The organism is Oscillatoria sp. FACHB-1407 (genome assembly GCF_014697545.1).
Lineage (GTDB): Bacteria > Cyanobacteriota > Cyanobacteriia > Elainellales > Elainellaceae > FACHB-1407.
In genome coordinates this window covers 19,514-34,987 of record NZ_JACJSA010000011.1, presented here as the reverse complement: position 1 = coordinate 34,987, position 15,474 = coordinate 19,514, and the positions used below count along the sequence as shown (strand labels likewise).

The window sequence follows — 15,474 nt, the reverse complement described above, 5'->3', positions numbered from 1 at the left end:
GTTTTATAATCCTGGCAATAGCGATCGCCATTAGAATTGAGATGAGAGGCTGATGTTTGGGAGTTTTGCGATGCCATCACCATTTCCGGGAATGGACCCCTATCTAGAAGGATATCTTTGGGTTGATGTGCATAACGCACTCGCTAACAAAATTCGGCAGCAATTGACTCCAAAGCTACGACCCCGCTACACGGCTCGTTTAGAGATTTATTTAGTGCAGGATACAGCCCCAGAAAGCGAAATTGGTATTCTTTATCCAGATGTAGAAGTTTTACAGCGAAATATCACTCAGCCGTCTCCAACATTGCCCTTCTCAAGCGAGCGCAGCAGTATTGCAGTCACCCCTGCACCGCTGACTCTACCGATGATTCAACCCATTGATGTTCGTATTTCAACCGTTGAAATTCGGGACACTGCCAACAACACATTAGTGACTTGCATTCAGATCTTCTCTCCGATCCACAAGCGAGAGCCAGGATTAACTCCCTATCGACAAAAACGACAAAGGAGCTTAGTTCCCTTGTCCTAACAGAGTTGGTTACGGCTATATCCATAAAACTGCATACCTGTCGAATCCCTGGAATAGGAATGGGTGAAGAGAGAAAACAAACTTTTCTCAAGTAACTCAACTGATCTAACACCACAGGAGAAACGACCATGACATACCAAATCTTTGGCTCTATCTACAACGATTACCTAGTTGGCACAACCTATGACGATACAATCTATGCAAGCTGGGGTGATGACGTAGTTTATGCAAGCTGGGGCAATGATGTTGTAGTCGGTGACTGGGGTAATGATTTTGTTGTTGGTGATTATGGCAACGATTACTTATACGGCGGTGAGAATGACGACTACCTTGATGGTGGCTTTGGCGAAGACTACATTCAAGGTGATAGTGGAGCAGATAGTCTGTTAGGTTCCTATGGCAACGATACCTTAGTAGGCGGTACTGGCAGTGATGCTCTCTATGGCGAATCAGGTTACGACTACATCAAAGGGTATGGTCACACGCTCTATGAAGTCGATTATCTCTCTGGTGGCACTGAAGCTGATACATTTGCGTTAGGCGATTGGTATAACGGCACTTACTACACAGGCGATGGCTCCTATGGCTATGCCGTCATTACCGACTTCTCTGCCTGGGAAGGGGATAAACTGCAAGTGAACGGCAGCGTCTATGACTACTGGATGGACAAAAATTGGAATTATGGGGTTGGAACGACTGCTACTGACACCGCCATCTATAAAGGCTACGAGCTAGTTGCGATCGTTCAAGATACAACTAATGTATCTGCCTTCCGTGACTTTGTTGCAGGTTGAGAAAGCTCTATTGATGACATACAAAATGTTCGTTCAGGTCATGGTTTAGCCATGACCTTTTCTGCTGAGTTGGTGTAATGGATAAAGTAACGGAATGTCAGAATTGCTGCACTGCTTTGTAACACCATTTCTATAAAATCGTTTGGCACGATGCACCACTCACAGAAAACAACTTCGTTATCACTGGTGTCGAAGATGATATTCAAGATGATTCTGACCCAGTAGATGTAACCACCTCTGTTTCCACCCTTAACGAAGATGACATTCTCGTTGGAACTGCACAAGCTGACATTCTTAACGGGCAGGCTGGTAGCGATCGCATCACAGGATTAGGAAACAACGATAGGTTGATTGGTGGTGCTGATGATGATCACATGAATGGTGGTGCAGGACGTGATTTTCTGAGAGGAGATCAAGGCAGCGATCGCCTCTACGGAGGCATTGGTAACGATCAGATACAGGGAGGAGACGGCAGCGATCGATTGTATGGCGGTCGAGGAAATGATCGGCTCGTCGGCGGTTTGGGTCGGGATGTGTTTGTTCTTGAAAAAGGCATTGGCTCAGATGTTATTCGAGACTTCCAAGTGGGGCAAGATTCCCTTGGCTTAGGGCAAGGTTTATCTTTTAATCGCCTGGACATCACCCAGTCCGGACGCAACACCATCATCAGTTTCGGCAGCGATCGATTAGCTACTCTTGTTGGTATTCAAGTCAATCAAGTCACCAGTAATCAATTTATTGCTATGTAGATTTTGAGTGCTGGAGGAATGAATTACTGCGTCAACTGATGACCAAAAAATCTGATGCAGTAAGAAATGGAGGAGTAAATAAGGAAGTTGCCACTAATGCAAATGCAGTATCACCAGAAGAAACTCCAAGTCCAGCAGCACTACGATTTGGGTTGAAATAGAGAGAACCAGTGAGTGTGCTGTAAACAACTAATGCATTACTAGTCGCTACAAATGCCTCAGAAGATACTCGCGCAAAATCTCCTGAGGCTGAAAGGCTACCGTTTACATTACTACTCAAACCAAAAGTTGTTTTTGAGAGAGCAATCAGATCTTCTCCTGAGGTGAAATCACTAATCAGATCTAGACCGATCGCACCCGCTGAAAAAAACGCTCCTGTTGCATAGACAAAGCCATCGAGTCCTGTACCACCTGACAAAAAATCATCCCCCGCACCTCCTGCCAGTACATCATCACCTCCTGCACCACTTAAAGTGTTGCTGCCACTGTTTCCAATGATGCCATTGTTTAACCCATTTCCTATGCCAGCTAAATCAGCAGTGCCTACCAACTGAAGATTTTCGATCGCCCCGTTAATGGAAACATCAGTTGGCAAAATATAATCAATACTCGCTTGTACGAGATCACTCCCTCCTGCATCCGGCAGGGTTGGTAATGCTGTTCCAATACTGACAAATTGCTGTTCAGTGTTAACAGCCTTCTCGTTGACTAAATCAACGGTATCATCAACCAAATAGATATCATCGCCTGCACCACCCAACATCGTGTCTGCACCAACACCGCCATCTAACACATCGTTGCCACCTTGCCCAAAGATGCCATCATTGCCGCCGCCACCTGAAAGGGTGTTGTTGGCATTATTCCCAGTAAGTACATTATTTGAGGAATTGCCTGTGCCATTAATGGCTGCATTCCCTATTAGCTCTAATTTTTCCAGGTTGTCTGCCAAGACCCAACTGACGGAAGCTCGAACGGTATCTGTTCCTTGTCCGGCTCGCTCAAGGACGCGATCGCCAACACTGTTAACCACATAAATATCATCGCCTCGCCCTCCAATTAGGCGATCATTTCCTGCTCCACCATCTAAAATATCGTTGCCGTTTCCACCGTCTAAACTATCCCCTCCTCCGAGTCCAAAGAGGTTGTCATTTCCGGCTAAACCAAAGATTGAATCTCGTCCTCTCGTTCCTCTTAAGCGGTTTCCTCGACCATTGCCACGTAAAACAGCCATAGTAGTGCTCCACAATGTTGAAAGTTGGTGCGGGTGTAAGCAGGATAAAATGATCCAGTATTTTCTACCAAGAGAGTATCAAACTGCGGTAAGTTTATCTACAAGGATGCGCTCTTAATTGAAATAGAACACACCCTGCAATATGAATCACTCATTGGCGATCGCTGTTATTGGTTCTGTAGTCTTCATCAGCACTGGAATGGCTGATACTCCTGCGATCGCCCAAATTACGCCGGATAGCACGTTGGGTACAGAAGCCTCTTCAACCGCCAGTGGTCGGGTCGGGTTTCTTCCAGCGACTCTCGTTAATGGAGGCTCCATTCGAGGAGCCTATTTGTTTCATAGCTTTTCTGAGTTCCATGTCAGGGCTAATCAACGGGTTTACTTCAGCAACCCATCACAAGTGAGCCATATTCTCACGCGCGTCACCGGAGACAATCCGTCTAATATTTTAGGAACGTTGGGGGTTAACGGCAGTGCAAATTTATTCCTGCTGAATCCCAACGGCATTGTCTTTGGTTCGGATGCAATGCTCGATATTCGAGGATCATTTACAGCCAGCACAGGCGATCGCTTTACATTCCCAGACGGTAGTGAGTTTAGTGCGACCAATCCGCAGGCTCCACCACTTTTGACCATTAACGTTCCAGTTGGATTGCAATTCGGAGAGCGTATTCCTGGAGACATTGTTAACGAAGGGATTTTGGAAGTGGGTACTGGTCAATCCCTTACCCTATGGGGTGGCAACATCACTAACATTGGAACCATATCAATCACTGAGGGACAAATCCAACTGAATGCGACTCAAGCTATTGTGCTGGATGGTTTTTCATCCGTCATTCAAAATATTGGGGGCAATATCGATCTCAGATCGAGCGGGAATATTTTAATTGCAAACCAGGCTAGCATCAGTTCTTCTCCCAGTACTCTCTTTGGAGGTACGAATGCAGGGACAGTTTCGTTACGAGCAGATGACAACATTTCTATTTTGAATGGAGGTTCCCTATTTAGTGCTGTGCCTCTCAATGTGACTGGAAATGCTGGAGCCATTTTGATACAAGCTGGAAATACGGTAACGGCTCAATTTGCTCGCATTAGCAGCAGTGCACGAGGGGCAGGAAATGGTGGAGATATTAATATTCGGGGGCGATCGCTTTCCATTACCGATAACTCTCGTATTTTCGCAACAACCTCCTCAACCGGGGCTGCTGGGTCAATCAGACTTCGTGCGCTAGAAGCGATTGATGTCAGCAATAGTGTGATTTCTTCAGGAACTAATGTGGGATCAACAGGCAATGGCGGTAGCCTTGAGATTCAAGCAGACCGATTTACGGCTCAAGATGAAACGATTTTTTCAACTGCCACCGATGATAGTGGTCGTGCTGGGGATCTAACCATTGCAGTCCATCAACTGAACCTGAGCAATGCAGAAATTACAACAAAAACTCTGGGTAGTGGCGATGCTGGAAATTTAATCATCAACACGACAGGAGACATTATTCTTGGTGAATCAAGTAGCATCACAACAACCTCTCAAATTGGTAGTGGAGATGCCGGAAACTTAACCATAAACGCTCGACAACTAACTGTGACCGAGGGAGGGCAAATTGCCACAGCAACCTCCTCCAGTGGTAATGCAGGGGATTTGACAATTAATGTTCGACAACTAACGGTAACCGAGGGAGGGCAAATTGTCACAGGAACTGTGTCGAGTGGTAATGCAGGGGATTTAACGATTGTTGCCAACGATCGCGTCAGTTTGTTTGGAGTTGCTGAGAATGGAACTCAAAGTGGTCTATTCACTCAATCGAGCGAGGCAGCTAGAGGAACGGCTGGAACCTTGAGGCTCACAACAGGCGAACTGGAAGTCAGCGATCGCGCTGGAATTTCAGTCAGTGGCATTGGAGGTAATCCAGGTAATCTCTTCATCTCGGCAGACCGCATTACCTTGAATAGAGGGATTTTGGAGGCGGTTGCGGTATCTGGTGAAAATGCCAACATTCAATTGCAAGTTGCAGATACACTGTTTATGCAACGAGGTAGCCGTATCTCAGCTGAGGCTCGTAATGATGGTAGTGGTGGCAACCTGGCGATCAACGCTCGCTTTGTCATTGCGCTACCTGATCAAAATAGTGACATCATTGCAAACGCTTTTAATGGACCTGGTGGACAAATTACTATCACAGCAGACAGCATTTTAGGTTTAGCAGAGCGTCAAGCTATTCCCGGAAACATTACAAATGATATTGATGCAAGTTCTCAGTTTGGCGCACCTGGAACCGTCACCATCAATAGCCCGGATGATCCCAATCGGGGATTAGTTGAATTGCCCGCAGAACTGGCAGATGCCTCTGGCTTGATTGCTCAAAACTGTACGGCAGGAGGCGTTGCCAATCGCGAGTTAGGAGAGTTTTACGTGACGGGTCGGGGAGGTTTGCCCCCAAACCCGATTGAGTTGTTGGGTAGTGAAACCATTCTCTCTCAACTCGCCAATTTAGGGAATTCAACTGGTGTAGAACATGAAGATACATCAGCTAATATCTCTCAACTGAACTCTCCAAATAGAACTATTGATGCACCTATTGAAGCAGAGAGGTGGATTACTAATTCTAGTGGTCAAGTTGTATTAATAGCTCGTCCTCATCACGCTGCATCACTCAACGCTGTTATTTGTCCAAGTTAAATTCAACAAAAACTGCATACCTCTCGTTTCAACAGAATATCTCCTAACAGAACAAATTGCGTTCTGCATTCTACATCTACACAGGAGATACTCATGGCTACTGGAACAATTGGTAATGATGTTTTGTTCGGTACAATTGGTAATGATTTCATTGACAGTAGTTTAGGCAATGACTCTGTCAATGGTGATATTGGTGATGACGTTATTTATGGTGATTTTGGCGATGATGTCATTGAAGGAGGATCAGGGAATGACTTGATCTACGGCGATGATGTGTTGGAGCTAGCCAGTGGTGATGACAGCCTCACAGGTGGTGCAGGAGATGATTTGATTCTGGGTGGTATTGGTGCTGACATCATTGATGGTGGTGCTGATGACGATATCCTGGATGGCGGTGCTGATGACGATACTGTGAATGGTGGGTCAGGCAGTGACTTAATCCTGGGGGATGTCGGTGATGACCTGTTAGATGGTGGTTCGGGAAACGATTCTATCTTGGGAGAAGATGGGAGCGATCGCCTGTTTGGTCGTTCAGGGAATGATATCCTGCTGGGTGGTAGCGATATGGACTCACTGCAAGGGGGTTCCGGTGACGACAGCCTCTATGGTGGTGGTGACATGGATATCCTTGTCGGAGGCACGGGTGCAGACTTTCTCTCTGGTGGAGGAAGCAGCGACACGCTCTTTGGCGGGCAAGGCAGTGATACCTTACTAGGTGGCTTGGGTGAAAACATCTTTGCGTTAGAACGTGGTGCAGGGATTGATGAAATCCGTGACTTTAGTATCTTTAACGATCAGCTTGGTCTGACGGGTAACTTAAATGCCAACAACCTGACCTTGACTCAAGTTGGGCGTAACACGTTGGTTAGCTATGGCACTGATAGCCTGGCAGTTCTACTCAATGTGCAATCATCCACTCTAACCACTGCAAATTTCACAGTTGTCTAACTCTCCAAAAAGAATGCCGTGAACGCACTGTTGCTTTTCACGGGTTGGTCTATTCGTGTTATTTTTTCTGAAAGTTAAGGGGGCATTGCCCCCTTTTTGTTTACCAATGAAAAAACTGTCGGGAAATCACAGGAAAACCGGCTGAGACGCTTGTACGCATCATGACTTAAGATTTTTGAGTTTATTGCTTAACAACTCCAGTAGCTATACAAGCAGTAGGAACTTTAGTAGCAGAATCTGTTGAAATCAACCCAACCTCATTATGCTGAAAGAGCTTGATTAGGGAACACTTACACCCATCGTTTCTACTTTCAAGAAGGTTTGTAACCGTTCTTGCAACGCCCTCAAACAATTACAGCAATGTCAGTAGGAGTATGCGATCGCCCTTTATTCCACCAGATAATTCATCTAAATCAGCTTACACCAAAGCTCAAGGAACTTTATCCTCTGGTCTGCAAAGGTCATACATTAATTTATCCGGTTTTAGAGGATTTTGGTGGAACAACTTTAAGGAAGCCTCAAGATCTGTAAGCGATGCTTCTAGTTATTCAGCTTGGAGAATTTCCAAACTGTTCTAGAACTCAATGCTGCAAGGACTGCTGCCTTATTCCACGCTACTCGATCTAATCACCTAAGTTATGAAATCCATTCTCAACGCTATAGGGCGATTCCTGTTAATTACTTCATCCGCTTTTGGAATAGCAACTGCTGCAAACTATAGCAACCACAAAGGCTATTGGGAGGGAACCATTGCCAGAGTGCAGACGACGGACTTTAATATGCTGGGAGCAATGCTGCCAACAAAACTCTCCTATGCCTTGCTAAAAAACAATTCCTTAGAAATTCAACGCACTCTCGATAGTAACTATGGTTTGTTTGGTATGGTTGTGACTAACTGCACCGCCGCTGCAAGGGAGTGCCCTGGTCAGCAAATCATCTACATGACCAACTCCCAGCTTAGTTGGCGGACAGCGTTGCGAACGGTCGATTTGGAAAATTACCCCTATGATCTTTTAAGAGATCCACCTCCATTATTTCAGGAACATGGGTTTGATAACTCTCGCGATTTGACGTGGGAGAAAACAGAAAGAACCAATTTAGGGCGTGTGATCGGTCGCGTCTACTATATTCGTGGCATTCCCCCCAGCTTCTTAACTGCTTACAGCCGCTGGCTCAAGCAGCTTCCGGGTAGTCTCCTCAGTGACAGCGGAGCAAACAAGTATTACGCCCTGACGCTCAGTGTTTTTCTGCTCGGTGGCTTGGTATGTTGGAGTACTGTAGAGTGGCTACTGTTTCAAAAGTGGCTACAAAAACGACAGACAAAACAAGAAAATGACCGGATGCTGCGAGAACTAGTTAACTTACGGCAGCAACTACAAGGCAAACTGAGCCAAATTAGTACTTTGATCGCAGAACGAGAACAATATGCGATGGAATTGTCAAACTATCAAAAAAGTGAAACCCAACGGATTAAGGAATTAGAAGCTGCAATCACTCAAGTTGAAAATCAACGTGCTCTAAAGAGTTCAACCAATCTCTTCGATCAGAAGATGAGTGAGTTGCAGCATGAGATTTTACGACGAGAAGCTGCGATTACAAAGTTAGAGCGAGCTATTAAACAGCAAAAGCAAAATGAGGTAAGGGATGCAGAAGTTTTAGCGACTGCGCAAAGGCGGCTCCAAGCTTTAGTAGAGCAGCAAGCTCAAGCGCAGCAGAAGCTAGAGGAGTACGACCATAGTTGCAAACAACTGCAAGATGAATTGGCACGACAACAACAGGAAAAACAGAAAACTACTACCCTTGCAGAGATGCTTCGCAAACAATTGCAAGAGGCAGAACAGAAGATTCTTGAGGCTCAACAAAAACAGTCTGCAATGGAGCAATCGTTAGCTGAGCTGAGCCGCCAAAAGGTACAAGATGATCAGAAACTCAAGGCTCTTGAAAAGAAGATTGCTGAAACAAGAGAAGAGCAGGATGATCTAACGATGAACAAGTTTGAGCAATTGGTTGGGCAATATCTCAAGGCAACTCCTCAGCACCAGTCGGGGCAGTGGCGAAGCTTAGGTGGACTAGATGTTAGCCGTCGTAAATATACACGTCAAGTCACTGATCATATCGTGATTGCAAGTGCTTGTGTCTTTGTAATCGAAGCGAAATGTTATCAGGGGAACATTCGAGCTGAAGGAGATGCCAAACGAACAGCATGGTTTATGCAAAAGGTATCAGGTATCAAAATTCCAGTTAAGTGCGGGCGGAGACGAAATCCCTATGAACAATTGCATAGTTACGTGGATAATGTTCGTGACAAGTTCGATCAATCTGGAGCTCAAGAAAAAATTTGGGTTTATGGCATTGTAGTTTTTGATACGGGAGCAGATGTTAGTGAAGTGAGCAGTCAAATTGATGGGTTCTATCGCATTACAACTTTAGATAATTTGCTTCAAATAATCGAAGAGATTGAAACTGAGCGTAATCGCTACACTCAAGGAAAAAATAAGCTATCTCCTAAAGAGATTGAGGATTTGCTTTGCGGTCGCCCCTTACTGAAGGCAGCTTGAGAAAACAGGAAAACTGATTTAGTTTATGAGAGACGAGTGCTAAAAGAGCGGCTTTACACTCGCTCTGAGCTAATCTCCACCAGCGAGTGCTGCTAGTAAGTAGATGCTACGTCCATTTATCTAAGAACCCTCAGAAATTAGAAAACAATCTAAACTCGGTGAAATAGTTTTATTGAATGCTGTCAGGTGTAAAGTATCTACCTCCGCTAAGTTGCAAAGGGCGATCGCAAGCTCAGCGGAGACAGCGCAAACGATCAATTACGCATGAGTTAAAGCAGCCACTTTCGTATTACTAGGCGACGCATCCTGCACCATGGTGTAGGCATACTCCAAATCCACACCGTATGCGCCAGAGTGTTCCTTGACGATTTCGACCACAACATCATAGGTCTCTTTAAGTGCCCAATCGCGCTAGTATTCTAGCAGCACCTGTTGCCAGGTGACAGTACAGCACCCGCTTGAATCAACCGCTGCACTGCCATGTCATGAGCGACTTGAGATGTGCCACCAGAAGCATCAACCACGAAGTAAACTTCGTAACCCGCTTCGATCGCTTGAATCGCTGGAAAGACCAGACACACCTCTGTCCACAGTGCCGCAATCACCAACTTCTTGCGTCCGATGCGCTCGACTTCTGCCAATTTAGTGTCTTCCCAGGAGTTAATGCTGGTGCGTTCGATCGGGGTTTGGTCGGGGAAGAGTTCTAGCAGTTGGGGCCACATATAGCCTTGGCATCGTAATTAACCAATGGTGATTGAGTCAAGCAATCAATGCCATCCTTGCTCTTGTCAGCTTTTGGTGGTCGGGGCCTTTTACCCTGATCAGTATTTTCACTGTTTGAATTAGCAATCGCATCCGTTTTCACTAAAAGCTAACAGAAACCCTTGTTAGGGAGAGCTAAGGAGGATTGATACCTTCCAAAAACCTCTAAGCAGGTTGCAACACTGCATCAGTGTCCTTGCCTTCAGCACTGTAACCAAACAGGTGCTCATCAAACACACCTTGAACAGCTTGTTTGTATGGACCTAGGTGATCATGCAACAGTTCTGCTGCAACTGAAACCCAGGTAGTCATGACTACACCTGCATTATTCATCCTTAGCACACAGGCATCCTCAGCCCGTTTGCTCCAAGCACCCGACGCATCAAGAACAGCATACACCTCAAACCCTTCTTTGGCAGCATCAATGGCCGGAAAGACGAGGCACACATCGGTTGTCAAAGCAGACATAATCAGTTTTTTGCGTCCGGTCGCTTTGACTGCCGCAACGTAGTCGGGGTCAGCCCAAGCATTGACTAGATGACGGTTGATGATAGGTAAATCGGGAAACAACCCCAGCAATTCGGGAATGATTGAGCCATTGATGCCCTGAGCAAAGCTGCTGGTTAGCACGGTGGGCAGATTGAGAACCTTCGCCAGTTTTCCCAGCGCAATGATGTTATTTCGCAACTCAGCCGTATCGATTGACTTGATGCCGCCAAAAAAGCCTTCTTGATGGTCAATCAGCAGCATGGCTGCATTGTCAACATTGAGGCGATTGGGATATGGCGTGTGAATGTTGGTGCTAGGAGTGGTGGCGCTGCTCATAATTGTTACTCCAAAATTGTTTGATTCTTGGATAAAGCGAAACCATAAGACTTGCAAATTGTAGGCTGAATTCCACCCGGTTGTATTGGATAATCCTGCCATGTGTTGGTATAATTTTGCCCTAAGCACGAAACTGACTGGGCGGCACCCCAACTTGGCGTTTGAAATGGCGAGTCAGGTGACTTTGATCGACAAAACCAACTTGAGTGGCAACAGTCGAGATCGACAAATTGGTGGTTTTTAAGAGCTGTTTTGCTTGCTCAACCCGACATTGAATCAGATATTGATGCGGTGTGAGTCCGGTCGATTGCTTGAACAACCGACTGAAGTAAAAAGGACTCATCCTAACCCGTTGAGCGATTTCAGTAACGCTGGGATTCTCTGCGGCATATGCATGAATGTATTCGATCGCCTGCTGAAGTCGTGCTTGCGACAATCCATCGCTGTAGTGACGAACCTTGAGAGGTTGTATCGAGTAATGCTGGATTAATTGCGCCGAGATTGCCATCGCCATTGCCTCGGTGTAGAGGCGATCCCATACTCCAGTTGTCTCCAGCTTCGTTTTCAGTGTAATGCCAATCTGATAAATGAGTGGATCATTTAACTTAAACTGCGGCACCAATTCCAAACCATCCATGTTTGCCACATCAGCCATCAATCGAACCACTAACGCAGGCTCAAGATACAGTTGAAGAATTTCACAAGCATCTTGTAAGCGAACTGACACAGGCGCAGTTGCGGGAGTCAAGCAAATATCACCTGCTCTAAAGCGATCGCATTGGAACTCTCCATTGACCATTCGCTCCTTCTCAATGGGAGCGTGATTCAGATGAATGGTGATGAAGTGTTGAGGAAAACAATGTTCAGGTGTTTCAAAGGCAGCGAGAAAATGCTGATGCGCCAGTTGAATTCCGTTCCATGAGGCAGCTTGACTCGAAAGAACTGGCAGCCCTGGAAGCACCTTTAAAACCGATTCGTCGTGAGCCGCGTTAACAGTGATAGGTTTTGCTCTATTCATAGACTCTCCAACAACTCAACCAGTTTTCTTTACAAGTTCTAGGGGTAGATTCTTGCTGCTGCAACTTCTCAGGAAGGGTTTGAAAGTTGCCGAGATCGCCGATTGCGATCGTTGCAACAGGTTCATAATCAGGCGGAATTTGAAATGGGGGTCGCGCTTTGTCTGCATCGAATCCTGCCATTGATGCAGAAACAAATCTAAAACGAGTGCTTGCATGGTGAAATTACAAACTGCCGCACCAACATCATGAAAAGTGCGGCGATTTGGTTGTCCGTTGTGATGAGATTGCAGTTTGGTGCTCGACAGCATTAGAACAGGAGCATTTTGCGCCCAGGTTTGATTGATTCCGCTAAACAATTGAGTAAGCGGCTGTACTCAGCTAGCGTCTCCTGAGTGGCAATGTGAAAGGACCAGGGTTACTCGTTGAAGGAAGACGTTGCCCAGCGAGATGCCGCTAGCAGCACCAGCAGCTTTTGCTGATCGACGGTGCGGCTGGCAAAAGCGTAGAGACTCCAACGACCGCGAATTAGATCGTGAACTCAGATTGGTATCGATCAGTTCTGTCATGACAACTCATTCTAGTAATGGATAAGCTCAATTTAGCATCGCCTTGAATCGAGCCTGAGTAACAGATTAGTTAGCTATCTTGCTTCTGTCGCTAGTCTTAAGCTTGAAAGGGTTTACTAAGAAGTCAAGTTCTTCTCCTTAACGAGAGCGTTTTGATTTTTGTGTAAGCCTTGAGATCGTCAATAGTTGAAGCGTCCTGGAAATAGGATAGCAAAATGTGACAACGCTGCCTTCCAATTTTGAATCGGTCGGTTCCATCGCTTGGCAATATTGTTCATTGCTAAATACATCAACTTGAGCACGGGCTCTTTATCTGGAAACACCTCTTTGGTCTTAATCACCTTGCGTAACGAGCGATTGAGCGACTCAATCGCATTCGTCGTGTAGATGACTCTGCGAATATCCATCAGATACTCAAAAATGGGAATTAATGTTCTCCCAATGCCGAATCCAAATCTGGCTAATCGCTGGATAGAGGTGATCCCACTTGGCAGCAAACGCATCGAGGGCTGCTTCTGCTGCCTCAAGGGTAGCGGCTTGATAAATTGGCTTGAGGTCTGCCGCTACCGCTTTCGCATCCTTTCAGGGAACGTAGCGCAAACAGTTACGAATTAGATGCACGATACACAGTTGCGCATGGGTTTTGGGATACAGCGTCTCGATCGCCTGGGGAAATCCGACGAGCCCATTGCAGCAGGCAATCAAAATGTCCTTTAACCCTGGGTTTTTCAAATCCGTCAGCACTTTCAACCAGAACTTGGCTCCCTCTGATTCGGCTTCTCCAATCCACAACCCCAAAAGTTCTTTGTTCCCCTCGCGGTTGATGCCCAAAACCACGTACACAGCTCGTTTGCTGACGCGCCCAGAAACCTTGATGTTGATGTTCAGGGCATCGAGGTAAAGAATCGGGTACACCTCGTCCAAAGGACGCATCTGCCAGGCTTTCACTTCGTCGCTGACGCTATTGGTGATTTCGCTGATGAGGGAGGCTGAGATATTTACCCCATAGAGATCTTCCAACTGGCACTGATGTCTCGCATACTCAAACCCCCGTGCATACAGCAGCAGAATCTTCTCATCAAGTCCAGCCAATCGGCGTTGGTGCTTGGGCACTAAGACGGGCTCAAACTCACCCTGGCGGTCGCGTTGGATCGCCAAGTCTATCTCCCCCTGGTTTGACTGCACCGTCTTTTTCGAATAGCCATTGCGGCTATTGCCCTGTAGCAGGCTCTCTGAGTTCGGTTCATCAAGCTCGACCGCCTGTTCGCCTTTGAGGTGGTTCAACTCTCCTGCCAAAGCGCGTTCAATCAGGCGTTTGCTCAATTGTTTGAGTAAACCCGATTCGCCCAGAATATCCTCTGGGGTTTGGCAGTCGGCTAACAGCTCATCGAGCATTTCATCAACGCGATTGGCTTCTTTCTTCTTGCGTACCATGATGCGGTCTCCTGAATTACTGGGATTTTAGACCGCTTACACAAAATCCTGATCAGTCTCCCTCGTTGGCGCAGCGTGCAGTTAAACCGCTCAATATAACTGGTTTTGCAGATGTCTTTACCCACACTGTGATGTCGCTCGCTCGGTAAAGATCTCATCCTAGGCAGACCAAAAATCGGTGTAAGCAACCCAGGCTGTCGATATACGGCTGGTAGTGCCTCCCATAATTCTTGGGCACCTTCTTGACTGCGATCACCTATGTATACCCCGACGAGTTCTCGCGTTTCGACATCTAATACCAACTAAATCCACTGCTTGTTGTCTTTGCTGTCCACAAACGACCACATCCCACCGTACTGGATGGTTAAGCGCCCTTTTTTTAACCCGTACGTTTACCTGTTGGAGCACATTCTGATATTTTTCATTGACGTAACTCTGGAGCCAAGGCTCTGAACCATCAACGACTCTGGCAATGCCAGCTAAGGGAATCTTCTCCAACAGCAGTTTATCAATCAGAGTTTTAGTGGCTTGGTCAATGATTTTGTTTTGCGGGTCTTGCACAAACTGCCTACTGCATTCACGGCACTTAAAATTCTGTTTACCGTTATGAATTTTGCCATTCCTGACAACATGAGTAGAGTTGCAGGTAGGACAAACAAGCGGAGCAGTTGACATAAAGCAATTAAGCTATCTTCATCTTCCTTATCCTTACATCTTTAGGACTACCCATTCCGCTGACTTTGATTATTGTTGTTTGAGTGATGGCGGGAGAAATAACTGATGGATTTGAGAAGAGTTGCATAATAAGGCTGATTGATATTTGATGACAATACGATTGGATCAAGAGTAGATAACTCTACATAAACCTTGATCAAAGGCAACGGGATTAAGTGGCGGGGCGTAAAAACTTTTCACTCCACTATTTCACTCGTGCGTTTCCATAACCACTCTCTTACGTCAGGCGCACTTGCAAAAAGCCATGCCGCAAGAATTGCATCCGTGATGGCACATTCAAGCGATGAGGTAGGCAAGAAACCAATCAGCGGCTTATGTGCCGCATGGTGGAGAATATCCCAACCTGTATGGAGAAGCCAGCCTATACCAATAGCAGGATACCAGTGCAATCCTTTGTAGGCACACACCACAACTGCAATAGCAAAGGGAAACTCCCAGAATACGAACCCTCCATCTAAATAAACACCCGCAGCCAAACCCAGTACAATCGCCATGAGCTTTTGCCGCCCTGGCTCCTTCATACATGAAGCTGAAACAATAGAGATGAGCGCCACAAGCACAGCCTTAACAATAGCGATCCATAGATAAGAAGCAGTTGCGAAGTCAATCATACAAATCTACCTTGTTGGTTATAAAGTCTC

At 46.1% G+C, this 15,474-nt stretch carries 13 protein-coding genes and 1 pseudogene; 6 read left to right on the top strand and 8 right to left on the bottom strand.

Annotation, left to right across the window (positions count from 1 at the left end; translation table 11 throughout):
* Positions 1 to 70: 70 nt before the first annotated feature.
* The 3 genes from H6G89_RS18510 (at position 71) to H6G89_RS18500 (ending at position 2,072) form a co-directional block, all read left to right on the top strand.
* Complete coding sequence (locus H6G89_RS18510) at positions 71 to 529, top strand: DUF4058 family protein (protein WP_190509108.1); 459 nt, start codon at positions 71 to 73, stop codon at positions 527 to 529.
* A gap of 128 nt (positions 530 to 657) precedes the next feature.
* The gene (locus H6G89_RS18505) at positions 658 to 1,323 is read left to right on the top strand and encodes a calcium-binding protein (protein WP_190509107.1); all 666 of its coding nucleotides are present in this window, start codon (positions 658 to 660) and stop codon (positions 1,321 to 1,323) included.
* Positions 1,324 to 1,460: 137 nt separating this feature from the next.
* A complete protein-coding gene (locus tag H6G89_RS18500; RefSeq protein ID WP_309230025.1) occupies positions 1,461 to 2,072 on the top strand; it encodes a calcium-binding protein in 612 nt (203 codons plus the stop codon).
* Positions 2,073 to 2,103: 31 nt separating this feature from the next.
* Here H6G89_RS18500 and H6G89_RS18495 read toward each other — a convergent pair whose 3' ends face one another.
* A complete protein-coding gene (locus H6G89_RS18495) occupies positions 2,104 to 3,303 on the bottom strand; it encodes a calcium-binding protein (protein ID WP_190509103.1) in 1,200 nt (399 codons plus the stop codon).
* Between the two features lie 142 nt (positions 3,304 to 3,445).
* Here H6G89_RS18495 and H6G89_RS18490 point away from each other — a divergent pair, with 142 nt between their 5' ends.
* From H6G89_RS18490 to H6G89_RS18480, 3 genes are all read left to right on the top strand, one after another.
* Positions 3,446 to 5,986, top strand: a complete 2,541-nt coding sequence (locus H6G89_RS18490) for a two-partner secretion domain-containing protein (protein ID WP_190509101.1) — start codon at positions 3,446 to 3,448, stop codon at positions 5,984 to 5,986.
* Positions 5,987 to 6,079: 93 nt separating this feature from the next.
* Positions 6,080 to 6,934 (top strand): calcium-binding protein, encoded by an 855-nt coding sequence (locus H6G89_RS18485; RefSeq protein ID WP_190509099.1) that lies wholly within the window; start codon positions 6,080 to 6,082, stop codon positions 6,932 to 6,934.
* A gap of 989 nt (positions 6,935 to 7,923) precedes the next feature.
* Positions 7,924 to 9,492, top strand: a complete 1,569-nt coding sequence (locus H6G89_RS18480) for an NERD domain-containing protein (protein ID WP_190509098.1) — start codon at positions 7,924 to 7,926, stop codon at positions 9,490 to 9,492.
* A 419-nt stretch (positions 9,493 to 9,911) separates the two neighbouring features.
* Here the strand turns inward: H6G89_RS18480 and H6G89_RS18475 are convergent, their stop codons facing one another.
* The 7 genes and pseudogenes from H6G89_RS18475 to H6G89_RS18445 all read right to left on the bottom strand — a co-directional run bounded on the left by H6G89_RS18475 (position 9,912) and on the right by H6G89_RS18445 (position 15,444).
* The gene (locus H6G89_RS18475; RefSeq protein WP_199336799.1) at positions 9,912 to 10,214 is read right to left on the bottom strand and encodes an isochorismatase family protein; all 303 of its coding nucleotides are present in this window, start codon (positions 10,212 to 10,214) and stop codon (positions 9,912 to 9,914) included.
* Between the two features lie 205 nt (positions 10,215 to 10,419).
* Positions 10,420 to 11,079: an isochorismatase family protein gene (locus tag H6G89_RS18470; protein ID WP_190509096.1), complete on the bottom strand. Its 660-nt coding sequence runs from the start codon at positions 11,077 to 11,079 to the stop codon at positions 10,420 to 10,422.
* A gap of 121 nt (positions 11,080 to 11,200) precedes the next feature.
* The gene (locus tag H6G89_RS18465) at positions 11,201 to 12,097 is read right to left on the bottom strand and encodes a helix-turn-helix domain-containing protein (protein ID WP_190509094.1); all 897 of its coding nucleotides are present in this window, start codon (positions 12,095 to 12,097) and stop codon (positions 11,201 to 11,203) included.
* The gene (locus tag H6G89_RS34475; RefSeq protein WP_199336798.1) at positions 12,090 to 12,278 is read right to left on the bottom strand and encodes a hypothetical protein; all 189 of its coding nucleotides are present in this window, start codon (positions 12,276 to 12,278) and stop codon (positions 12,090 to 12,092) included. Before H6G89_RS34475 ends, H6G89_RS18465 begins: the two co-directional genes overlap by 8 nt.
* A 565-nt stretch (positions 12,279 to 12,843) precedes the next feature.
* Positions 12,844 to 14,098 (bottom strand): annotated as a pseudogene (locus H6G89_RS18455) (IS256 family transposase).
* 252 nt (positions 14,099 to 14,350) lie between these two features.
* Complete coding sequence (locus H6G89_RS36425; protein ID WP_190509092.1) at positions 14,351 to 14,773, bottom strand: IS1 family transposase; 423 nt, start codon at positions 14,771 to 14,773, stop codon at positions 14,351 to 14,353.
* Positions 14,774 to 15,009: 236 nt separating this feature from the next.
* Entirely contained in the window at positions 15,010 to 15,444 is a 435-nt protein-coding gene (locus H6G89_RS18445) for a DUF6010 family protein (protein WP_190509090.1), read from the bottom strand.
* Between the last annotated feature and the right edge of the window lie 30 nt (positions 15,445 to 15,474).